Source organism: Frankia sp. EI5c (assembly GCF_001636565.1).
Taxonomy (GTDB): domain Bacteria; phylum Actinomycetota; class Actinomycetes; order Frankiales; family Frankiaceae; genus Parafrankia.
Map to the genome: position 1 here is coordinate 21,561 of NZ_LRTK01000086.1, position 21,592 is coordinate 43,152.

At 70.1% G+C, this 21,592-nt stretch carries 13 protein-coding genes and 10 pseudogenes; 11 read left to right on the top strand and 12 right to left on the bottom strand.

Annotation, left to right across the window (positions count from 1 at the left end):
- Positions 1–5 precede the first annotated feature (5 nt).
- Together UG55_RS42335 and UG55_RS42345 are read right to left on the bottom strand one after the other, a co-directional pair.
- Positions 6–455: pseudogene (locus UG55_RS42335) on the bottom strand (preprotein translocase subunit SecA); the annotation flags it as partial.
- Positions 456–497: 42 nt separating this feature from the next.
- A pseudogene (locus UG55_RS42345) lies at positions 498–1,181 on the bottom strand (DEAD/DEAH box helicase); the annotation flags it as partial.
- A gap of 457 nt (positions 1,182–1,638) precedes the next feature.
- Between UG55_RS42345 and UG55_RS23190 the strand changes: the two are divergent.
- Positions 1,639–2,175, top strand: coding sequence for a GNAT family N-acetyltransferase (locus UG55_RS23190; protein ID WP_396230987.1), 537 nt, complete (start codon positions 1,639–1,641; stop codon positions 2,173–2,175).
- Between the two features lie 62 nt (positions 2,176–2,237).
- Here UG55_RS23190 and UG55_RS23195 read toward each other — a convergent pair.
- The 5 genes and pseudogenes from UG55_RS23195 to UG55_RS42365 form a co-directional block, all read right to left on the bottom strand.
- Positions 2,238–2,815 (bottom strand): response regulator transcription factor (locus UG55_RS23195; protein ID WP_242424977.1); only part of this gene is annotated, 578 nt, incomplete at its 5' end.
- 1 nt (position 2,816) lies between these two features.
- Positions 2,817–2,951 (bottom strand): annotated as a pseudogene (locus UG55_RS42350) (DNA-binding response regulator); the annotation flags it as partial.
- 149 nt (positions 2,952–3,100) lie between these two features.
- The coding region (locus UG55_RS42355) for a sigma 54 modulation/S30EA ribosomal C-terminal domain-containing protein (RefSeq protein WP_242424978.1) at positions 3,101–3,571 on the bottom strand (471 nt) is incomplete at its 5' end.
- Position 3,572: 1 nt separating this feature from the next.
- A pseudogene (hpf, locus tag UG55_RS42360) lies at positions 3,573–3,868 on the bottom strand (ribosome hibernation-promoting factor, HPF/YfiA family); the annotation flags it as partial.
- A 589-nt stretch (positions 3,869–4,457) separates the two neighbouring features.
- A complete protein-coding gene (locus tag UG55_RS42365) occupies positions 4,458–5,306 on the bottom strand; it encodes a ComF family protein (RefSeq protein ID WP_242424979.1) in 849 nt (282 codons plus the stop codon).
- 696 nt (positions 5,307–6,002) lie between these two features.
- Between UG55_RS42365 and UG55_RS42370 the strand changes: the two are divergent.
- The 6 genes and pseudogenes from UG55_RS42370 to UG55_RS23230 all read left to right on the top strand — a co-directional run.
- A pseudogene (locus UG55_RS42370) lies at positions 6,003–6,263 on the top strand (hypothetical protein); the annotation flags it as partial.
- 66 nt (positions 6,264–6,329) lie between these two features.
- Positions 6,330–6,800 carry a glycerophosphoryl diester phosphodiesterase membrane domain-containing protein gene (locus UG55_RS42375; RefSeq protein WP_255360519.1) on the top strand — a complete coding sequence of 157 codons (471 nt, stop codon included), beginning with the start codon at positions 6,330–6,332 and terminating at the stop codon, positions 6,798–6,800.
- 68 nt (positions 6,801–6,868) lie between these two features.
- On the top strand, positions 6,869–7,594 hold the full coding sequence (locus UG55_RS23215; protein ID WP_313954636.1) for a DUF4129 domain-containing protein: 726 nt from the start codon (positions 6,869–6,871) through the stop codon (positions 7,592–7,594).
- Positions 7,591–9,081 carry a DUF4350 domain-containing protein gene (locus UG55_RS23220; protein ID WP_066073013.1) on the top strand — a complete coding sequence of 497 codons (1,491 nt, stop codon included), beginning with the start codon at positions 7,591–7,593 and terminating at the stop codon, positions 9,079–9,081. The genes UG55_RS23215 and UG55_RS23220 overlap by 4 nt, the downstream gene beginning before the upstream one ends.
- A 191-nt stretch (positions 9,082–9,272) precedes the next feature.
- Positions 9,273–10,268: a MoxR family ATPase gene (locus tag UG55_RS23225; protein ID WP_066073041.1), complete on the top strand. Its 996-nt coding sequence runs from the start codon at positions 9,273–9,275 to the stop codon at positions 10,266–10,268.
- Between the two features lie 9 nt (positions 10,269–10,277).
- Complete coding sequence (locus UG55_RS23230; RefSeq protein WP_066073015.1) at positions 10,278–11,576, top strand: DUF58 domain-containing protein; 1,299 nt, start codon at positions 10,278–10,280, stop codon at positions 11,574–11,576.
- Between the two features lie 28 nt (positions 11,577–11,604).
- Here the strand turns inward: UG55_RS23230 and UG55_RS42380 are convergent.
- The coding region (locus UG55_RS42380; RefSeq protein ID WP_242424981.1) for a stage II sporulation protein M at positions 11,605–12,003 on the bottom strand (399 nt) is incomplete at its 5' end.
- Between the two features lies 1 nt (position 12,004).
- Positions 12,005–12,615, bottom strand: a pseudogene (locus UG55_RS42385) (stage II sporulation protein M); the annotation flags it as partial.
- A 161-nt stretch (positions 12,616–12,776) separates the two neighbouring features.
- On the opposite strand from UG55_RS42385, the pseudogene UG55_RS42390 reads away from it, so the two are divergent.
- The 4 genes and pseudogenes from UG55_RS42390 to UG55_RS29240 form a co-directional block, all read left to right on the top strand.
- Positions 12,777–13,001, top strand: a pseudogene (locus UG55_RS42390) (RDD family protein); the annotation flags it as partial.
- A gap of 1 nt (position 13,002) precedes the next feature.
- A pseudogene (locus tag UG55_RS23240) lies at positions 13,003–13,739 on the top strand (RDD family protein); the annotation flags it as partial.
- A gap of 244 nt (positions 13,740–13,983) precedes the next feature.
- Positions 13,984–16,611: a transglycosylase domain-containing protein gene (locus UG55_RS23245; RefSeq protein ID WP_313954637.1), complete on the top strand. Its 2,628-nt coding sequence runs from the start codon at positions 13,984–13,986 to the stop codon at positions 16,609–16,611.
- Between the two features lie 176 nt (positions 16,612–16,787).
- Positions 16,788–16,964, top strand: a complete 177-nt coding sequence (locus UG55_RS29240) for a hypothetical protein (RefSeq protein ID WP_157901549.1) — start codon at positions 16,788–16,790, stop codon at positions 16,962–16,964.
- A 1,754-nt stretch (positions 16,965–18,718) separates the two neighbouring features.
- Here the strand turns inward: UG55_RS29240 and UG55_RS45700 are convergent.
- From UG55_RS45700 to UG55_RS42400, 3 genes and pseudogenes are all read right to left on the bottom strand, one after another.
- Positions 18,719–18,823 (bottom strand): annotated as a pseudogene (locus tag UG55_RS45700) (hypothetical protein); the annotation flags it as partial.
- A 1-nt stretch (position 18,824) separates the two neighbouring features.
- Positions 18,825–19,802 (bottom strand): annotated as a pseudogene (locus tag UG55_RS42395) (glycoside hydrolase domain-containing protein); the annotation flags it as partial.
- A gap of 493 nt (positions 19,803–20,295) precedes the next feature.
- Entirely contained in the window at positions 20,296–20,631 is a 336-nt protein-coding gene (locus UG55_RS42400; protein WP_066073027.1) for a hypothetical protein, read from the bottom strand.
- Positions 20,632–21,592: the final 961 nt, after the last annotated feature.

A 21,592-nucleotide genomic window follows, 5' to 3' on the forward strand; every position in this document is an offset into this window, starting at 1 on the left:
GTCNNGATGGGGACGACACCCAGCTTGTAGATCTGGTGGAACTCGGCGGCCTCGGTCATGGCCGTACCGGTCATTCCGGACAGCTTCTTGTAGAGCCGGAAGTAGTTCTGGAGAGTGATCGTCGCCAGGGTCTGGTTCTCCTGCTTGATCTCGACCTTCTCCTTGGCCTCGATCGCCTGGTGCATGCCCTCGCTGTAGCGGCGGCCGTGCAGGACCCGGCCGGTGAACTCGTCGACGATGAGGACCTCACCGTCGGTGACGATGTAGTCCTTGTCCCGCTTGTAGAGCTCCTTGGCCTTCAGCGAGTTGTTGAGGTAACCGACGAGCGGCGTGTTCACCGACTCGTAGAGGTTCTCGATGCCGAGCTGGTCCTCGACCTTCTCAACCCCGGACTCGGTGATCGCGACCGTCCGCTTGCCCTCTTCCACCTCGTAGTCGACGTCCCGCTCGAGCAGNGGGGCGATCCGCGCGAACTCGGTGTACCAGCGGGTCGGGTNGTCCGCCGGACCACTGATGATCAACGGAGTCCGGGCCTCGTCGATGAGGATCGAGTCGACCTCGTCCACGACGGCGAAGTAGTGGCCGCGCTGGACCAGCTCCTCGGCGCTCCACGACATGTTGTCGCGCAGGTAGTCGAAGCCGAACTCGTTGTTCGTGCCGTAGGTGATGTCGCACTGGTACTGCTGGCGGCGGACCGCCGGCGTCATCTGCGGGTGGATGACCCCGACAGTCAGGCCGAGGAACCGGTGGACACGACCCATGTTCTCCGCGTCGCGCTGGGCCAGGTAGTCGTTCACCGTGATGATGTGGACGCCCTCACCCGCCAGCGCGTTGAGGTAGGCGGGCAGAGTCGAGACCAGGGTCTTGCCCTCACCGGTCTTCATCTCGGCGATGTTGCCCAGGTGCAGCGCGGCCCCGCCCATGATCTGGACGTCGAAATGACGCTGGCCGAGGGTTCGCCGGGCCGCCTCCCGCACTGTCGCGAAGGCCTCCGGGAGCAACGAGTCGAGCGTCTCCTCCTCACTGGCGAGACGCTGCTTGAACTCGTCGGTCATCCCGCGTAGCTCGGCGTCCGTCAGCCCGGTGAAGTCGTCCTCGATGAGGTTCACCTGCTCGGCGATCGCCTTGAGCTTGCGCAGAATCCGGCCCTCGCCGGCACGCAAGATCTTGTCTAGAACCACGGCGGAACTCCTCCGGCAGGCATGTCGGCGAACCGACCGACACCACGATGCTAGCCCTTCGATCGTCACCCACGGCTCGAGCTCGAACCACCGGCGACACGGCGGGTTCCAGGGCACCGCACCGGGCCCCGGCAGGCACTGGATCTCCCGCCCACCACCTCTCCCAACGAGCGTCGGGTGGATCCGGTGCCCAGCCTCCGGCTGGCGTCGTCTGTCAGCGGCGAGACCACATTCCCGGCCACGGGACGCCCGGGAAGACGACACCGGCCGCGCCCGCCGGGGCCGCCGACGCTGGCATCGTGGCGGTATGCGTTCCAACATCGGATCCGGCCCGAGCTCCGAGGCCGGTGCCGGCCGCGCCCCCGCTCCCCAGCCCGGTCATGGTCGCTCGCAACCCNACGCAGACCGGTTCGGCCCGGGAGCGGTACCGGCCCTCCGCCGGCCGCCGCTTGAGCCGGTGGAGATCACCGCGGGGGCACTGCACCTGCGACCGTGGAAGCCCTCCGACGCCGACGAGGTGTTCCGCGCCTGCCAGGACCCCGAGATCCCCCGCTGGACGCGGATTCCCGCGCCCTACACGAGGGAGCACGCCGAGGACTTCGTCTGCCGGCAGTCGATGGAGGCCTGGGCCTCGGCCACCAGCGCACCGCTGGCGGTCGTCGACGCCACCACGGAGGCGCTCCTTGCCTCGGTGGCGCTGCAGGACATGACGGACGAAGGCGACGCCGAGATCGCCTACTGGTGCGCCGCCGACGCCCGCGGTCAGGACGTCACGACGCGCGCCGCCGCCGCTCTGCTGCGCTGGGGGTTCGGCGCGCTCGGTCTGGAGCGGGTCGAATGGCGGGCGGCGGTGGGCAACCACGCTTCCCGCCGGGTGGCCGAGAAGCTCGGGTTCACCCTCGACGGCACGCTTCGCTCCGCCATCGTTCTCGGCGACGGCGTTCGACACGACTGCTGGATCGGCTCCCGACTCGCGACGGACCCGCCCGTCTGAACGCCTCCCGGGCCCGCGGGGCGTTCAGACGGGCGCGCCCGGCCCCGGGCCCCCGGCCTGCCTCAGGTGATCTCGAGTAGCTTCTCGCGCACCGCGTACACCACCGCTTCCATCCGGGAATGCAGCTGGAGCTTCTCCAGGATGTTCCGAATGTGGTTCTTGACAGTGTTCTCGCTGATGTAGAGCTGCTTGGCTATGTCCCGGTTGTTCAGCCCTTTCGCGACCAGCCTGAGCACCTCCATCTCACGGTCGGTCAACCGCGGGGTGGGGAGCTGCGGGCGGTCGTCCTTCGTCTTGATCATCGCCGCGAACTCGCTGAGCAGCTTGGACGCCATCGACGGGCTGATGAGGCTCTGACCGTTGTAGACCGCGCGAATGTCCGCGGCGACCTCGTCAATAGAGATCTCCTTGAGCAGGTAGCCCATCGCGCCAGCCTTGATGGCGTCGAAGAGGTCCGCCTCCTCGTCACTGATCGTCAACATCACGATCTTGGCGCTCGGAACCTTCTCCTTGATGGCACTCGTGGCATCAATACCGCCTCGCCGCGGCATCCGGACGTCCATCAGGACGATGTCCGGTGCCATCTCGGCAGCCATCGTGACTGCTTCCGATCCGTCGGCGGCCTCGCCGACGACCTCGANGTCGACCTCCTGCGCAAGGACCATCTCCAGGCCGCGGCGGAACAACGCGTGGTCGTCAACGATCAGCACCCGGATGGGATTCGCCTCCGATGGCGTCCGCAGCGCCTCCTCGGAACGCTGCTCGTCCACCGTCATCTCCGACCTCCCCTGGAACCGCCCCCGCGGGGTGCGCCACCGGTCGTTGCGCTACCGGAGGCACACCCCGTGGAACGTGCCGTGTGCACCGATGCCGGGAGCCCGACACCCAAGGCAAATGGTCCCACGCCGGCCGGGGGGATCGACCGTCACACGGCGGAAATGACCGCCGCCGTGCGTTCCCGGGAGCCGTGCGCGTCTCCCGAGCCGTTCTGACCTGCCTGGGCCGTCAGCCGGATGACGCCGTAGTCGTAACCGCACCTGCGGTACACGACGCTGGGCAGACCGGTGTCCGCGTCGAGGAAGAGGTAGAAATCGTGGCCAACCAGTTCCATGTTCGACAGGGCGTCGTCGAGCGTCATGGGCGCCGCGGTGTGGGTCTTCTCCCGTACCACCATCGGTGAGTAGTCCGGCTCCTGACCGTCCTCGGCGTCCGACCAGCCGCTGCCCGCGGCCTTCCCGTTCGCCGCCGCGCGGTCCGCGGCGCCGACACCCGCGGGCGCCTCATCGACCACACCGCCATGCAGGTCACCGTTGCCGGGCAGGACGGCAAGGTCCGGCAGGGAGCCCAGGCGCCCCGGTCCGGGGTGGTTCGCACCGGCATGGTTGGCGTGATGGCGNACCCTGCGGTCCGCGGCGCGGCGCAGGCGCTCGGCGAGTTTGGCGGTGGCTCGGTCGAGCGCGGCGTAGGGGTCACCGGCGGCGGCCTCCGCGCGGATGACCGGGCCGCGTGAGTAGACGGTGAGCTCGACCCGCTCCGATGTGTCGGACAGTCGCGGATTGCTCTCCTTGGAGAGCTCGACGTCGACTCGTATCACCCTGGAATCAAGCCGCTCGAGCTTGGCGAGCTTGGCCTGGACATGCCTGCGGAACCGCTCAGGAACCGCGGTGTGCCTGCCCTTGACCACGATGTCCACGCGATCCACCTCCCGTTCACCTGGCCCGGTCGGGCCGATCCACCATTCGGACCGGCTTTACCGGAATGTCGGTTGCCTCGGCCGTTTCCCGCGGACGGACCGACGTGGGTCAGGCCGCATACGGGGAAGCGCCGATGGTTGTCAACGTTCCTGGTGTCAGTTGTTGGTGCCGGCCTGTGACGCTGGCGCCGCCAGTCGGTCTCCCTTCGTGAGCGCACCTGGCTTCTGTCCGGTGACCACGGCATCGGCTCGATTTCCACCGACCCGCTACGCGGCTCCTTCCCCTCACCGGGCAGGTCCATGCCGGAACCGACCTGCCGAAATCGGTGGATTCCGACCCGGCATACCGGGGCTCCCGAACGCGCCGTGGGATCGCCTGGCGCGATCAGCCTCCCCGCCTCACCGCACTCCAGCCCGGCCCGGCGCCCGCCTGCGCGGCGGGCTGGACGAGACCTGGCGACACATCCACCAAGGAGCGGCAGGGGTGCACCCACCCTCGCCCTGGAGGGCCGCACCGCACCAGACGAAGCGGCCTCCGGCGTCGGCTCCGGGACGGAGCGCGTGCACCCAGTCTCCCCCTTCAGCCGGGTTACGGCGGGCAAGCCCGGACGATGGCGCGTCGGACGCGCAGGTCCAGGCGCCGCAGCGGCGTCGCGGCGACGGCCGCGGTGCCGACCGGTGCCCAGCCAGCCACACGCAGCGCACGCACCGCCTCCGCCAGCGTCGCACCCGTCGTCACGATGTCGTCCACGACGACGACGATCTCCGGCCAGGTACGCGGGCGGGCGCCTGGGCGGACCGCGAACGCGCCGGACCGGTTGCGACGGCGGGCGGCGGCGCCAAGGCCCGCCTGATCCAGCCCTGGCCGCAGAACACGAAGCACCCGGCTGACTCGGGCGGGCGTCCCCGATCGGGTGAGAGCCCTGGCCGCGATCTCCGCGAGGCGCGCGACGTGGTCGAAGCCCCGCCGCCGCCGGGCGGCGGGCGTTGTCGGGACGGGAACGACAACCACCGTCGCACTCCGGCTCCTCCGACGATGCTCCCGGGTCACCGCCGCGACGGCCCTTGCCAGCGCGGCGCCGAGGATGTGGGCGAGATCGAGCCGGCCCCGTTCCTTGTAGGCGAGCAGCAGCACTCGGGTGGTTCCCTCGAAGGGCGCGGCGGCGACACCCCGAGGCGGCGGGCGGAGCGGACGGCGAGCGTCGTGACCCCGCCGCCCCGGGCTGGCCGTGGGACCCGGGGCGGCGAGAACAGGGGGACCCGCCAGTGCCGCGGCACAGCGGGCGCAGGCCGCGTACCCGGAGCGCCCGCAGCCGGCGCAGGACCGGGGCAGCATCAGATCCACGAGAACCGCCAGCAGTTCCTGGAGGCGGCGCGGTAGTGACGCGGGCCGGACGGCGGGGCCGATGGCGGGGCGGATGGCGGGAGTTGCGGTCACGGAACGAGCATCCAGCGTCGCGGCGAGGAGGACGCCGACTCGACAGCCGCTGTGGACAACCGGAAACCGAAGGCACCTGCCTGTGCACAGAGCTGCCGGTGGCCGCGAGATCTGCCTGCCCGACCGCGAGTGGCCATCCGCCGGCCACCNCACCACTCACCCCGCCGCTTGCCGCTTGTCCGGCAGCAGTAGCAGATCTGCGACGATGTGACGCCCAGGATGTGACGTCCAGGAACGCCGTTCAAGCACGGGACGCGGCACGAGCGCAGGGAGACCATGATGGCGGACGGGGCCGGACAGACCCCTCCCGGCGTGCCCGGGCCGGGCGGGCCGTCGCAGCCCGACGGACCGGCACAGCCCGGTCAACCGCAGCCGGGCGGCTATCCGGTCGGCGGACCAGCCCAGCCCGCATGGCCTGCGCAACCCGGCGGGCCGCAACCCGGCTCCTGGGGCGCACCCGTTCCCGAATCCTGGGGACCCCCGTCGAGCGGCCCCCAGGGCGGCTACGGGCAGGGCGGCTACGGGCAGGGCGGCTGGCACGCCCCCGGCACCGGCCCGGACCCCGGCCAGGGGGCCTACGGCGGCTGGGGTCCCGCCGGCGGGCACCAACCCTGGCCGGGGCAGCCCCCAGGTCAGGGCCCCGCAGGCTGGGGCCCCGGCCAGTGGGGACGGCCCCCGGTCGCCCCGAAGCCGGGGGTGATCCCGCTGCGCCCCCTGTCGGTCGGCGAGATCCTCGACGGGATGTTCACCACAATCCGCACGAATCCCGCGGCGACGCTGGGGCTGACCCTCGGTTCGTCCGCGGTGGTGGAGACTGTCAACACGGTCATCGCGATCACCGCCGAGGACGCGTCTGACGGGGTCGCGGTGGGGCTCGGCCTGCTGACCTTCGCGCTGAGCAGCATGTTGGGGATCTTTCTCTCCGGCGTACTCGCCGTCGTCGTGAGCGAGGCGGCCNTCGGCACCCGCATCCAGGCCGGTGCGGCGATCAGCCGGGTGGCCCCGCGGCTGGGCGGGCTGCTGGTGCTGACCCTCGTCGTCACGCTGCTCAGCGTCCTGGGGCTGATCGCCCTGATCGTGGGAGCGGTCGTGGTCGCCGTGTTCCTCAGCCTCGCCTCTCCCGCCTACGTCCTGGAAGGGCAGACCATCCGGGCGGCGTTGCGCCGCTCACGCAACCTGGTCCGTGGCTCGTGGTGGCGCACGTTCGGCATCATGCTGCTGTCCGCCCTCATCGCGTTCGTGCTGATGGGGGTCGCCACGTTCGTGACCACCGGAATCCTGCTGGCCTCCGACTCCTTCGGTGACCCGATCGAGGGCGATCTCACCGTCGCCGGCCACGTCGTCAACGCGATCGGCACGCTGATCGGGACCACGTTCGCCACCCCGATCCTCTCCGGGACAATCGTCCTGCTCTACGTCGACCAGAGGATCCGCAGGGAGGCGCTGGACGTGACGCTCACCGAGGCCGCCCGGCAACGCGCCGCGAACCCGTGAACGCCACCGTCCCGAACGGACGCCTGACGGCCGCGGCCACCGCGGCCAACGATTCGCTGGGTGGGCCCGTGACCAGGGACGGCGCCCGCGAGGAAGCCCGCCGCGAACTGTCCAGGGGCATCTACCAGGATGCCCGGCCCAGCTGGTTCGACCGCGCGACGAGCTGGATCAACGACAAACTGAGCGACATCTGGCACTGGCTCACTCCGGACACGGGCTCGGGGGTGGGCAGCTTCCGGGGACTCGGCGTCTTCGCCCTGGTGATCGTTCTCGTCGTGCTCGTCGTCGTGCTCCGGCTGTGGCTCGGCCCGGTTCGGCGCACTGCCCGGGATGACGAAGGTGAGGCTGCGCTGTCCAGCCCGCTCACCGCGACGCAACTGCGTGCTCTGGCCCGCGCCCAGGCGGACCGGGACGAGTATGCCGACGCGGTGCGTTCGGGCATGCGGGCCATCGCGAGGATGCTGGAGGAACGCGCCGTGCTCGACCCCAGGCCCGGGCGCACCGCCGGTGAGCTGATCACGGACCTGCGCGCGGCGATCCGTCCCGCGGCACCGGCTCTGGCCACGCCCGGGCCGGCGGGGACCGGCGCGGATGGTGACGGCAGGCCCGGCGAGCCGGCGATCAGGGCGTTGGCGGACGCCGTCGAGGTGTTCAGCGAGATCTGGTACGGCGGCAGACCTGCCAGCAGAGAGGCCTACGAGAAGGTGCTCCGCGCCGACGAGGAGCTCGGGCGGGTCCGCCGGCGCTCGGGCCGGGATCTGTCGGCCGACAACTCGCCTCCGGTGCCGGCGTGACCGCGCCGGGATTCAGCCCGCCCCGGCCGGCCGGTGCGCCCAGCGGCGACGGGCCAGGCGGTGGCGGGCCAGGCGGCGCGGCGAGCTCGACCGCGACCACGCATGTCCGCAGTGGCCCCCGGTCCGCGGCTGTGCGCGGCGCGCTGCGGCTGGTCGCGGTGCTCGCCGCGATCGTGACCCTCTACGCGGTGGTCGCCGCGGTGGTGAGCCGCTCCCACAGCGAGGGCTACCTCAACATCGACTCCGCGGGTGAATCCGGGACGCGGGCCCTCGCGGAGATCCTGCGTGACCGCGGTGTCTCCGTGTCGGCTCGCGAGTCCGTCACACCGAATCCCGGCGGGCCGGGACGACCGCGCGACCCGGGCACCGGCGGGCCGCGCACGATCCTCGTGACCGCCCCCGACCTGCTGTCCCCGACCGAACTCGACGAGCTGGTGCGCCGGGCCGGCGCGGGCTCGGACGTCGTACTCGTCGCCCCGTCGCCCACCGCACTGGCGGCACTGGCGATGCCGGTGACGACAGCCCGGCCGCAGGACTTCCAGGATGCCGGCGGCGGAGACATCGAGCCTGCCTGTGCCCTTGCGGAGGCAACGGTGGCCGGCCCGACCACCATCGGTGACTGGTTCGGTTTCACCCGCTCGAAGGACTCGGACGGCCCCTCCTCGCCAGGCCAGGGCCGCTGGCCGGGGAACGGTGTCCGCCTGGACCTCTGTTACGGCACCCCGGAGGCGGCCCGCCTCGCCGTCCTCGCTCCGGCGGGGCAGGCGGCCACCGACCCGGCCGGCCGGCTGGTTCTGCTCGGTGACGGTCGCTTCCTCACCAACGACGAGCTGGACGAGGCCGGGAACGCGGCGCTCGCCCTCGGGCTGCTGGCCCGGCATGACCGCCTGGAGTGGGTGACACCGGTTGTCGCGCGCGCCGACGCGGTCGGTGGCAAGAGCCTGTCGGAGCTGTTGCCGAGCGGGTTCCAGGTGGGTCTCCTCCAGGCATTCGTCGCGCTGGTGGCCCTTGCTCTCTGGCAGGGGCGGCGCCTCGGACCGCCGATCACCGAGCCGCTGCCGGTCGTGGTGCGCTCCGCGGAGACCGTCGAGGGACGGGGTCGCCTCTACGCCGCGGGGCATGCCCGCGAGCGGGCCGCCGGGGCCCTGCGGGCCGGGCTGCGGACCAGGCTCGCGGACCGGCTCGGCATTCGCGCTGGGATGCCGGGCACGCACGGGGCCGCGCATGAGCCGGAGCCGGCCGTTCTCGTCGCGGCGGTAGCCGAGCAGACCGGACGCCCGCCCATGGAAATCGGATCACTCCTGTACGGTTCGGACATGGCACCCACGGGCCAACATTCCGCGCCCTGGCCGGGCCAGTGGCACATGGCCGCCGGGTGGGTTCCGCAGGTTCCGCACGGCCCCGGGCGGGATGCCGACAGCGACATGGCGCTCGTCCGGCTCGCCCGCGAACTGCACGAACTAGACCGACAGGTGGGCAGAAGGTGACCTCCCCCAACGCCGGAGCGGCTCCGACCGGTTCATCCCCGGAGGCGCCGGCGCCAGCCCAGGCAGCACCAGCCCAGGCAGCACCAGCCCCGCCGGTACCGGCACCAGCCCCGGCACCGCCGACGACCCCACCGGCACCGGCGGCTTCGGGTGCGGCCGCTACGCCGTTCGGGTCCGCGGCCGGGGAGACCCTGCGCTCGCCGCTGAAGGTGCCGAGCACACCGCCCCCGCCGGATGCCGAGAGTGCGCGCCGGGCGCTGACCGCGCTGCGCCACGAGGTCGCGAAGGCGGTGGTGGGCCAGGACTCGGCCGTCAGCGGGCTGGTGGTCGCGCTGCTCTGCCGCGGCCACGTGCTGCTCGAAGGCGTTCCCGGGGTGGCGAAGACGCTGCTCGTCCGAACGGTGGCCACGGCTCTCTCACTGGACACCAAGAGGCTGCAGTTCACCCCTGACCTGATGCCCGGCGACGTCACCGGCTCGCTCGTCTACGACAACCGGACCAGCGAGTTCACGTTCCGTGAGGGCCCGGTCTTCACGAACCTCCTGCTCGCGGACGAGATCAACCGGACGCCACCGAAGACGCAGGCCGCTCTGCTCGAGGTGATGGAGGAGCGGCAGGTCTCCGTGGACGGCCAGCCGCGGCGCCTGCCGTCGCCGTTCGCCGTTCTCGCGACCCAGAACCCGATCGAGCACGAGGGGACCTACCCGCTGCCGGAGGCCCAGCTCGACCGCTTCCTGGTGAAGGTGACGCTGCCGCTGCCGCCCCGCGAGGACGAGGTCCGCATCCTGGCCCACCACGCGGCCGGCTTCGACCCGGGCAACCTGGCGGCTGCCGGGGTCTCGGCGGTGGCCGGCCCGGCCGATCTCGCGGCCGCCCGGGCCGCGGTGGCCCAGGTGCAGGTCCGGCCGGAGGTCCTCGGTTACATCGTTGACCTGGCCCGGGCCACCCGGACGACGCCCGCCGTCCATCTCGGGGTGTCTCCGCGCGGCGCCACCGCGCTGCTGGCCACGACCCGGGCCTGGGCGTGGCTGAGCGGCCGCTCCTACGCGACACCCGACGACGTGAAGGCGCTGGCCCGCCCGACACTGCGTCATCGCATCAGCCTCCGCCCGGAGGCCGAACAGGACGGAGTGAACTCCGACGTCGTGCTCGACCAGGTGCTCGCCATCGTGCCCGTACCCAGGTAGCGGCCGGCCGTGGCTATCACCGGCCGTGCCGTGGCGCTGGTGGCGCTGGGAGTCATCGTGGTGGTTCTCTCCCCCGCGCCCGGCCTGACGTTCCTGGTGGTCAACCTCCTGCTCGGCGCGTTGATCGCCGTCGACCTGTGGCTGGCCGGCGGCGTGCGGGCCTGCGGTTTCAGCCGCTCGGGTCCGACCTCCGCCCGGCTGGGGCAGCCGGTGACCCTGGCGCTGACCGTGACCAACAACGGCCGCCGGACCATGCGGGCGCGCATCAGGGACGGCTGGGTTCCGTCCGCGGGCGCCATGCCCCGGATCCACACGGTCACGGTGCCCGCCGGTGAGCGGCGTTTCCTGGAGACGACGCTGCGCCCGACCCGACGCGGCGACCGCGCGCCGGTCCGGATCACGGTGCGTTCACTCGGCCCGCTGGGGCTCGCGGGGCGGCAGGGCCGGCACCAGGCACCGTGGCGGCTGCGCGTACTGCCTCCGTTCACCTCGCGCCGCCACCTGCCGGCGGCGCTGGCGCGCCTGCGCGAGGTGGAGGGCGAGGTCGCGATCCGGGGCGGCGGCGCCGGGTCGGAGTTCGACAGCCTGCGCGAGTACGTCGTCGGCGACGACGTGCGGACGATCGACTGGCGGGCGACCGCGCGTCACCACAGCTCGGTGGTGGTCCGCACGTTCCGCCCGGAACGCGACCGTCGGCTCATCTGCGTCCTGGACTCCGGGCGGACCTCCGCCGGGCGGATCGGGGACGTCCCCCGGCTGGATCACGCCATGGACGCCGCGTTGCTCCTCGCGGCGGTGGCGCTGCGGGCCGGGGACCGGGTGGGCCTGACCGCGCATGACAGCGCCACCCGGTTCTCCGTCCCGCACTCCCGCGACCAGGGCCTGCTGGCCCGCATGAGCGAGGCGATGGCCACCCTCGAACCGGCGCTGGTGGAGGCCGACCACCAGGGGATGGCCACGGCGGTGCTGCGCGCGGCTTCTCGCCGTGCCCTCGTCGTGCTCTTCACGGATCTGGTGCCGGCAGTGATCGAGGAGGGCCTGCTTCCCGCGCTGCCCGCCCTGACCGCCCGGCACACGGTGCTGGTGGCCGCGCTGCGCGATCCCCGGCTGGACGAGCTCGCGGCCGGGCACGGCGACATCGCTCAGGTTTACGCGGCGGCCGCCGCGGAGCAGACGCTGCTGCGCCGGCGTGAGCTGACGGAGTTGCTGCGCCGGCGCGGCGCCGAGGTCGTGGACGTGCCCCCGGCCCAGTACGCGGCGCTGGTCACCGACACCTACCTCACCATGAAGGCCCGCGGGCGCCTCTGAACCCCCGGAGCTGGAGCCGTGCGGGACGTCAGCGGGCCACGGGCGCGAGATCCGGCGCGAGGGCGGCGTCCAGATCGCCGCTCGCACCGGCCGCCGCCGCGCGACTCCCATAGATCCACACATAGGCGATGAACCCTGCCCAGGCCAGCACCCCGATGCCTATGCGGATCGCCGTCGGCAGCGAGGACGGCGTCACGAATGCCTCGATCACCCCGGACAGACCCAGGACGATCGCCATCCCCATCACGATCCCGACCGCGGCCCGCCCCTCGGCCGCCAGCGCCTCGGCCCGCCGCCGAGGCCCCGGGGAGATGATCGACCAGCCCAGGCGCAGGCCGACGGCACCGGCCACGAAGACCACAGTGAGCTCCAGCAGCCCGTGCGGGAGGATCAGCGAGAAGAACTGACCGCCCTCCCCACAGCTGCCNATGTAGCCGCCGACCAGCCCGAGGTTCAGCGAGTTCATCGCCAGCAGCACCAGCGTCGGCAGGCCGAGCAGCACGCCGAGTGCCACCGCCTGGGCCGACACCCATGCGTTGTTGGTCCAGACCTGGCTGGCGAAGGAGGATGCGGGGTTCTCGGTGTAGTAGGTGGCGAAGTCCGACCGGCACAGCGCGGCCACCTCGTCCGGCGGGACGAGCCCCGCACGCGCCTGGGCGTCGTTCATGATCCACAATGCGCTGGCCAGCGCCAGCAGGAGGTTCACGAGCGAGGTCGCGACCGCCCACCGCCAGCGGGCATAGAGCGCACCCGGGAAGGTGGCCGTGAAGTACCTGCCGACGACATGCCAGCCCTGGTCCGGGGCGCCGACGACAGCGGCCCGCGCCCGGATGACCAAACTCGCCAGATCCTCCACCAGGTTCGGGTCGAAGGATCTGTCCCGGATCACCGACAGATGCGTCGCGACGCGCTGGTACAGCTCGACCAGCTCGTCAAGTTCCTCCGCGCGCATCCGACGCGGCCGGGCGGCGCGATCGACGAGCTGGCCCAGCCGGATCCACTCCGGGCGGTGCACGGCGACGTACGCATCAAGGTCCATGGCAGGCTTAACTCTTCCAGACCGACCCACGGCACTGCGTGCCGGGCACGACCGAGCGGGGCGCGAGATGACGGGCACAGCATGACGGGCACGGCATGAGGGACGCCGCATGACGGGCACGGCATGACGGACCAGCGGGCAGCGCCTCCGGGGTGCGGCGGATGAGCCAGTCGACCTCCGGCGGCAACCAGCTCGTCACCGGCGAGGCTGTCGCCATCGACCTGCGGGTGGCCCGGCTGGGCTCCCGCATGATCGCCGGGATCGTCGACCTCGCGATTCAGAGCTATGTCCTCTACTGGGTGCTCCTCCTGGCCTTCCTGGCGGTCCAGCCCGAGGACCCCGCCCTTGCCGCCGCTGTGATCCTGCTCGTGTACCTGGCCGTCATGNTCGGTTATCCGGTGGCCTGCGAGACGTTCATGCGCGGTCGCACCGTCGGCAAGATGATGTTGGGCCTGCGGGTGGTCCGGGACGACGGCGGGCCGGTCCGGTTCCGGCATGCCCTAGCCCGAGGCCTCATCGGGCTCGTCGGCGAACGGCCCGGCCCGCTGCTCGGGCTGCCGGCGGTCGTCTGCATGCTCGTGTCGAGCCGGTCGAAGCGTCTCGGCGACCTCTTCGCCGGAACCCAGGTCCTACAGGTGCGGGTGCCGCAGACGATCGGGTTGCCGCCCAGGGTTCCCCCGCCGCTGGTGGGCTGGGTGACGGTGCTGGATCTCACCGGCATCGACGACGAGCTGGCGGTGCGGGCGCGGCGCTTCCTGGCCCGGGCGCACCAGCTGTCGGACGAGGCCCGCGAACGGCTGGGTGGTGCGCTGGTGGCCGAGGTCCAGGCCGCCATCAGCCCGCCGCCCCCGCCGGGAACGCCCGGTTGGGCCTTCCTCTCCGCGGTGTTGGCCGAGCGCACCCGCCGCGCCTACAACCGCATGGTCGCCGGCGGCGCGTCCCGGCCGAGGCCACCGATCCCGTCGCCGGTTCCGATGGGTCCGGCGGCACCGATGCCGCCAAGGGGACCAATGCCTCCGGCTGGACCGAGGCCGCCGATGGGACCAATGGGGCCGATGCCGCCGGTACAGCCGATGCCGCCGGTGGGGCAACCCATGGGCCGCTGGGGTCGCCCGCGTGGGTGAGACCAACGGTGGAATGTGTCCGAACGGGCCGGCTGTCCGGGGCGACCGCGGCTCGTCTAGCGTCTGAAGCAGCGGGATCCTCCGGGGTGATCGCGACAATCCGGATCCGCGACCCCGAGTCATGCCTCGACACGCGTCCGATGACCTTCCCTGGGCCGAGTGAGCGGCCCGGCGCGCTGTCACGCATGCTTGACGGGTCCGGCAGACCGAGTTCCGGCCCACCTGGCCGGACCCGAAGTTGGGGGTGACAGCGACGGCGCAGGGACGGGAGTCGACATCCCCGGTCCGCGGTGACGCCCGGGCGGTCGGTGCGCAGGCACATGATGTGCCGCCACACGACGCCCAGGCGGACGACACGCGGCGGCCGGGCGCGCAGCGGCCACGAGGCGGTGTCGCGACAGACGCCCACGCTCACCGCGGCGGGTCGCCACGCGGCGCGAGGAGCCGTGCGGGCAGGCTGGCGGCGGCACTCCCCGCCCGCCGGAAGGCGCCATTCGGCGCGGCTCATGACGATCTGGCCGCCGGCGTCGGCAGTTCCCCCGAGGATCTTCCGTTCGGCCCGCCGACCGGCGGCCTGCCCCGCCCCCCGGACCGGCGCCGCCAGCTCACGCGGGTCGGCCTGGTCGTGACCGCGATGGGTGTCACGATCGGTCTGCTCTCGCTGCCGTTCCTGGGTGCGGCCGGGCTGTTCGCGAAGGCCTCCGCCGAGCACTTCCTGGAGCTGCCCTCCGACCTGGTCACCCCGCCGCTGCCGCAGCGCTCCGAGATCCTGGCGTCCGACGGGACCGTGATCGCGACCCTCGCCGGCGCCGAGAACCGGCAGGTCGTCTCGGGCGCCGAGATCCCAAAGATCATGCGTGAGGCGATCGTCGCGATCGAGGACGCCCGGTTCTACGAACACAACGGGGTCGACCCCCAGGGCGTCCTGCGGGCCGCCGCCCGCAACAGCGAGGCCGGTACGACCACCCAGGGCGGCTCGACGCTCACCCAGCAGTACGTGAAAAACGTGCTGCTGCAGGATGCCACCACGGAGGAGGAGCGCGAGGCCGTCGCCGGCAACTCGCTGGACCGCAAGCTGCGCGAGCTGCGGTACGCCGTCGCCATCGAGAAGCGGTTCACCAAGGAGGAGATCCTCGAGCGGTACCTGAACATCGCCTACTTCGGCGACGGGGCGTACGGCGTGGGAACCGCCGCCCTGCACTACTTCGGTATCCCCATCTCGCAGGTCTCCCTGGAGCAGGCGGCGCTGCTCGCCGGTCTGGTGCAGAGCCCGTCCCGGTACGACCCGGTGAACCACCCGCAGGCGGCGCTGGAGCGGCGCAACCAGGTACTCACCCGGATGGCGGACGAGAACTACGTCAGCCACACCCGGGCGGACGCGGCCCGGCAGATGCCGATCGAGGTCATCCGCGACCAGCCGAGAGCGCAGGACTCCTGCGCGGCCTCATCCGCGCCGTTCTTCTGCGACTACGTCCGCTCTCAGCTGCGCGCCAGCCCGGCGCTGGGCGCGACGGTGGAGGAGCGGGACCGGCGCATCTACGAGGGTGGCCTGCGCATCCAGACCACCCTGAACCCGCAGGTACAGAACGCGGTGCAGACGGCGGTCGACTCCACGATCCCCCGGGACAGCCGGGTCTCGGCCACCGAGGTGGTCATCCAGCCCGGGACCGGCGCGATTCTCGGGATGGCGGTCAACCGCACCTACGGGACCGACACCGCCGCAAACCAGACGGTGGTACCGCTGCCGACCCTGGACAAGCCCAAGCAACCCCCCTTCCAACCTGGGTCGACGTTCAAGACGTTCACACTGGCGGCGGCGCTGGAGCAGGGCTACGGCACGCGAACCGCCTACTACTCTCCCGCCTGTTACGAGACCCCTGCCTTCCCGCTGGACCGCAGAACCGGCGACTGCCCGAAGGGCTACCAGAACGCCGAGCCCGGCGAGGTCGGCATCTACGACATGAGCAGCGCGACCTGGGCCTCGGTGAACACCTACTTCATTCAGCTGGAAGAGGAGATCGGGGTGCCGGCGGTCGTCGAGATGGCCACCCGGCTCGGTGTCGACCCCAACCACCTCAAGGACATCTCGCCTACCGAGGGCGATGTGACCATCGGTGGCGAGTACGTGACCCCGATGGACATGGCCGTCGCCTACTCCACCCTGGCGGCCGGCGGGATCCGGTGTGACCCGCGGTTCGCGTCCTCGATCGTCGACTCAGCCGGCCAGGCGCTCGACGTGGGAGTCACCCCGAAGTGCGAGCGGGTCCTTTCGCAGGGGGTCGCGGACACCGTGACGAGCATTCTGGCCGGAGTCCTCACTAACGGGACAGGCGGGAACGCCCGCTTCGACCACCCCGCGGCGGGGAAGACCGGCACCAACGACGGGTTCTCCAGCGCCTGGTTCGTCGGCTACACCCCGCAGATCGCGGCCGCGGTCGCGGTCGGTGATCCGAACGGGGCGGAGAGCAATCCGCTGCGCAACATCACCATCAACGGGCGCCCTTGGCCACACGTGTACGGCGGCGACCTGCCCGCGCTCATTTTCGGGCAGTCGATGCGCGGCGCGCTGGTCGGCCAGCCCGTCCAGCCGCTGCCCGCCGCGGACCCGGCGACCGCCCGGGGCACAAAGGGCGGCCGGCTGATGAACGAGAACGCCATCCCCGCCCCGCCCACCCCCACCCAGCCAGATCCGGGCAGCCTCCTGCCAGGACTCGGCCAGGGAGCCGGGCAGGGAGGCACCGGTCAGATCCCCGGCCTGACCCGGCCCAGCCAGCAGCAACCACAGAACAGCCCCACGGCCGGGCAGGGCGGCGGGCGTGCCGGACGGGCCAGTAGTCAGCAACAGGGCGGTGACGGAGGCCTGGGGCGATGAACGGCGGGCCCGCAATCACGGTCTACCCCCGGCGTCGGCCCGCCCCACCCACAGAACGCCTGCAAGGGCTCCCGGATGAGTGCATGCGGGAGCCCGCACAGAGCGCTAACAGGTAATCCACTGGGTTCGGCGTGGCAGGGGCGCAGACGGTCAGGGTTTTCCATCGGCTGGCCCGCATGGCTTCGACCCATCGTGGTGCGGTATCGGCTGAGGTCGATGAGTCGTCCGACGTGGTGGACGGTGATCCCGTCGGTCGCGTCACACACTCCCAGCTCGCCATCTCGGCGATGGGCCCCACCGACGAGCAGTTCGACGTGGGCGACACGACGCCCACGTCGACGCCCCGCGACTGACAAGACCTGTGGACGGCCTCGAGGGCCGCCGCGGGAGAGTTCGGCTCGATCAGTATTCGCCGGTGCCACCCGTCCAAAGTCCACCCAAGCCGTACCCCTGGTAGCGGCCTTCCACATGCGCGACCAGATTCGCGTCGTTTATCCAGGAAGTGAAACAGCCAGTCGGGGTCTAATTCGGTTGGTTCAAGTTTGAGCTGGTGCAGCTCGTACCTCCCACGATATGCCCTCCCGCATCCTTCGTGGAGACGCCTACGTAGAACTCGCACTGCGGACACGAGAAATCATCCGCGTACTCATTAGGGGTGACTTTCCCCTTGACCTCGCGGCAACTGGGGCTGTAGTCGAGTTCGAGAAGTCCGACATTTGTTACTCCGCCGGGCGCCGGAGTGCCACTGCCCGACGTCCAGTAAAGCGCAGTAGCAGCAATCTTCCTCGTATCGGAATAGTCGCACACTGNGGCCACCGTCGCCGCAGCACCCGTAGGTTCAGCCTGCGCGGCAGAGCTTCCTGCCCAGTTCGTGATTGCCGTCGCCGTAGGGACAAGTACGGCCAACGCCGCCCCGTGGGTCACGCTTCTTCTCAGCACGAAACTCTCCTCNTCTTTCCCGTGTCTCCCCGTCCCGACAAATTCAAATATTCAGCCGGCCACCACTCGGCGGCCCGCACTGAGGTATACAGGAAGAATGCAGATACTCCAGATGAAACTCTCGGACTGCCCAGTCAGTCGGCAAAGCGGCCGTTGTACACGTCCAAGAATGCCTGCATCATACCCACGAAGAGGTCCGGATTTTGAATGGCCTCCACAGCGAGAATCGTATTTGTGTTCACCCCGCGCATCCCTGAGGACGCCGACCGCACCCGGGCAGCCCCGCCGCGGCCGAAAATATAATGCAGGTGAACGGCTGCCACTCCCGGAGACGATCAGCCGAGGAAAAGTTGGCCGTAGACGTCCACAAATGCCTGGTTCATACCGTTGAATATATCGGCGTGGAAGGGAATTACGACGGGGAGGGGTGTGCTTATCCCTGTCTGCTGCATCCACAGCCCTTCACGGAAGGTAAAATACTGGGCATCTTGAAGAAGAGGCTGCACGAACACTTTCTCGACCGCGTCCACGAAATTCTGGGCGGTCCCGAAGCGGACGTCGATGAACTCCTGGTATTTAGCACCGGCCGCCGCGGAGGTCGCGTAACGCGAGGCCAGGAGTTCCGATATGGACNGTTCCGGATCCGCCCTGATTGCCAGGCCGACCACCATCGCGTCGACATCGGCCAGCATGTCGCCGCCGCCAAAACTACCGGCCAACCCGATGTGGATGGCGCCGTAGTCGTAGGCTTCGGAGTCGGGCTGCCCGGACTTGTAGAAGTCGGCGGTCACGGTGATCAGGTCACCGACCCAGCCGCCGGCGTCCACCAGGCTGATCANGGTCTTGTCCGAATGCCCGGTGTGTTTGAGCACCGTCCCGAGCGACGCGCCGAAGTGCTGATGGTCCAGGAGGAGCATCGTCTTGGGACAGCGCAGAATACCTGGGCTCGGCGGGTTGGCCGCCGCACAGTAGCCGATGAAGTCGTAGTCGATCTCCNCGCTCAAATGATCGAAGAACTTCACGCTGCCGAAGATACTATCGTAGTCGGTGGTGTCGTACCGTTCTTTGTCGGGAAACTGTCGCAGGTACTGGGCGGTGAGCTGCTGGAAACTGTTCCCCGAATGCGTGTCCGCCCATTCCCTCGCTCGTTCCTCGATCCACGCGACCNAGGCGAGGAAGGTAGCGTTGTGGTCGATGGTACCGGCGAGCGAGGAGATGCCCGGGTTGCGGCCGGACTTGATGTTGTTGTCGATCTCGATCTGGCCTGCGGCACNGGGCGCCAGCGTCAGATTGCTGATCTGGTCGAATGCCCAGTTGACGGGCAGTGGAAAACCCAGGTTCCCACTGAAGCCGGTCGACATTCCTGAGACGAAGCTGCTCACGGCGTAGCCCTTGGCGCTGATGATAGAACAGATGTTGCGGCTTCCGTAGATCCCGCAAAGATAGTAGAATCCGTCGGCTTCGAAGGCTTTGTGCGCGCCCCAGAAGAAGTTGGAGATCGGGCCGTGAGCCTCGTCGGCCGTAGCGTCAAAATCGACTGCGAGATAGAGGATTGCCCCGGGCGGGATCCCGAGGTTTCGCGCCGTGGCTATGGCAGCCTTGGCCTGGCCGTCACCCATGGCCTCACTGAAGTAGGCGACCTCGTCGTTGGCCTGCTGGTAGATCGGGAAAAAACTCAGGCCGTTGGCGAAGATGATGTCTATCTCTTCGGGGGTTATGATCTTGTCGACGCCGTTGATGGTGCCATGAGTGATGTAGCGGCCCACGGTCTCGTATCCGGCAGCCTTGATTGCCTGGGCCCGGGCTTCGTTCAGTGGCGTCGCACAGTCGCAGGCCTTGCCGACCCGGTTCGGGTCTCCGGTCGAGACGATCAGGCTGCACCATGTCTGGTAGTCGCCGACACCCGTCGTCGGCAGCTTACAGAATGCCTGGAACCGCGCCGCCACCGTGGAGGTGGTAGCCGTGAAGGTGCCACTGCCCCAGTCGACCCCGCTCTCCCCATTGAAGATGAGCGCCGCTTTGAACAGCTGCACGAAACGCTGGCTGCCGGAGTCGGTGGAACCCACGGACACGGTGCCCTGCGTCAGCAGGCCGCTCCGGGTGGCCGGGCCGAAGTTGCCGTTCGCGACCCCGTCCGCCATGCCGATCGAATACTGGATCGCGAGCACCAGCCCGAACTGCACGTTACGGGAGAAGAACCCGTCGCAGGGCACGATCTGATACGCCTGCCGGCCGATGAAGGTCGCGTTCATCCACCGCTGGACAGCCCGCACCGCCGACTTCCCGCCCGGGAGCAGCACCTAGGCGTCCATCGTCAGCAGGGTTTTCATTTCCTTGGCCGAGACCGGGTTGTCGGTACCGCCNGCCGAGAACCCCATGTCGGTCTTCCAGGCGATCAGTCCGCTCTGCGTGGAAGAACCGAGGCCACCGTCGATGCCACCCCCCGAATAGCCCTTGCAGTAAAGGGCGGCCTCGACGATGGTTTTCATATTGGTATTCGTCGTGGACTTCGAGATGGGACCGAAGGCGACCATCGTGCTCATCGTCAGGTTGCCGAAGTTGTCCGATAACGTGGTGATACCCAGCTCGTGCTGGAGTGCGCGGGTCAGCGAGAACATCGTCCCCCAGCCGGTGATGCCGTCCTCCACGCACGGCACATAGCCACTGACACCCTCGTAGGTCGCGTTCACCCACTCCTGGGCATTCCTTACCTGAACGTCCACTACCCGTCCCTCTCCACCGCGCTCAGGCGAACCTGGCTTTGGACTCGGCGTCGTAGATGCTGTCGTCCCTGACCACCGACTCCAGATAGGTCGTCCGCTGCGCACCACGATGCGCATCGGGACCGATCAGCTCGACCGTCGGATGCCTGACGCCCGTCAGCTCCCCACCGGGAGTCGCGACGGTCACGGCCAGGTGCAGGCTCAGCTGCCGCCCCGCGGCGAGTGGCGACTTGGCCGTCCACTCGACACCACGCGCGCCGGGCACGGTGAGATCGGCGGCAGAACCGCCGATCGCCTTGCCGCCGACCTCCAGTGCCTCCAGCACGCGGACCGAGCGGACGACCGCCGGGTCGGCCACGACCCGGACCCGTCGACTTCACCAGTGCCTGCCGGGCGCAGTATGACCGGAAACCAGTGCCCCAGGTGATGGGCTGCCACAACACCCCCGCCTCGAAGCCCCACGGCTGCTCGTTCGCGGGCGCGGCCGCCCGCCCGCCCATCCCGCGGGAGCGGCGGTCCTTGGTTCGCTTGTCGGTGACGGCCGCCTCGGGCTCCTCAAATCCGCGGATGATCTCGTAGGGGTAGCGGCGGGGCCTGAGGTGGCCGACGATCACCGTGGCCGAACCGCCCGGGGGAATCGCGTCGCCTAATGTCACGGTTGCCGTGACGAGACCGGTCTTGGCGTCCGTCGTGACCGGGCGGCCCTCGGTGGGCAGGGTGCCGGTACCACTGGTCGCGGTCACCCGCGAATCGAGAACATACAGACGCGGGTCAAACTCGAAAGTCAGCACAGAGCCGCTCGCCAGTCCGGCCGCCCCGCCGGCAATCGTCACCCCGAGGTCGTGTGGAGCTTCGACGGCCTGGCTGGTGCCCGGAACCAGGATCGACGTGAGACCGCTCGGGGTGGGGCCGAGGGAGAGCGGCCCGCTCGCCGCGCCGGGCGGCACGGCGACCGCGACGCGCTGCGTTCCAGCCGACAGCCCGGCCACGACGATGCCCGCCACACCCCATTGCAGTAATGTCCGCCGGCCGATCCCCGTATCTTGCTTCTGCTCCATCTGGCAACCTTTCGGGTGGAAGGGACGGTGAAAGGGACGTGGCGCCCGTCGCGCCGACCACGGACCGCGGCAACCTGGCACGGAGAAATGCCGCTCTGTTCCGTGCAGCCGAACATCGCCGTCGCCAGCCGGTTCACGTCACCGCGCCGGNCGGGACGACCACCGGGCTGGACCACCTGGGCTTGCCCCCCCCGAGCAGTCCTTATGGCTCACCAATACGGCATGGTTCCTGGGCGAGTGGATGGTCTTCCTGTTGGCCGA

Excerpts from the sequence above, each read along its gene's own strand:
- UG55_RS29240 (WP_157901549.1), top strand. The coding sequence starts at position 16,788 with ATGGCTTCGACCCATCGTGGTGCGGTATCGGCTGAGGTCGATGAGTCG.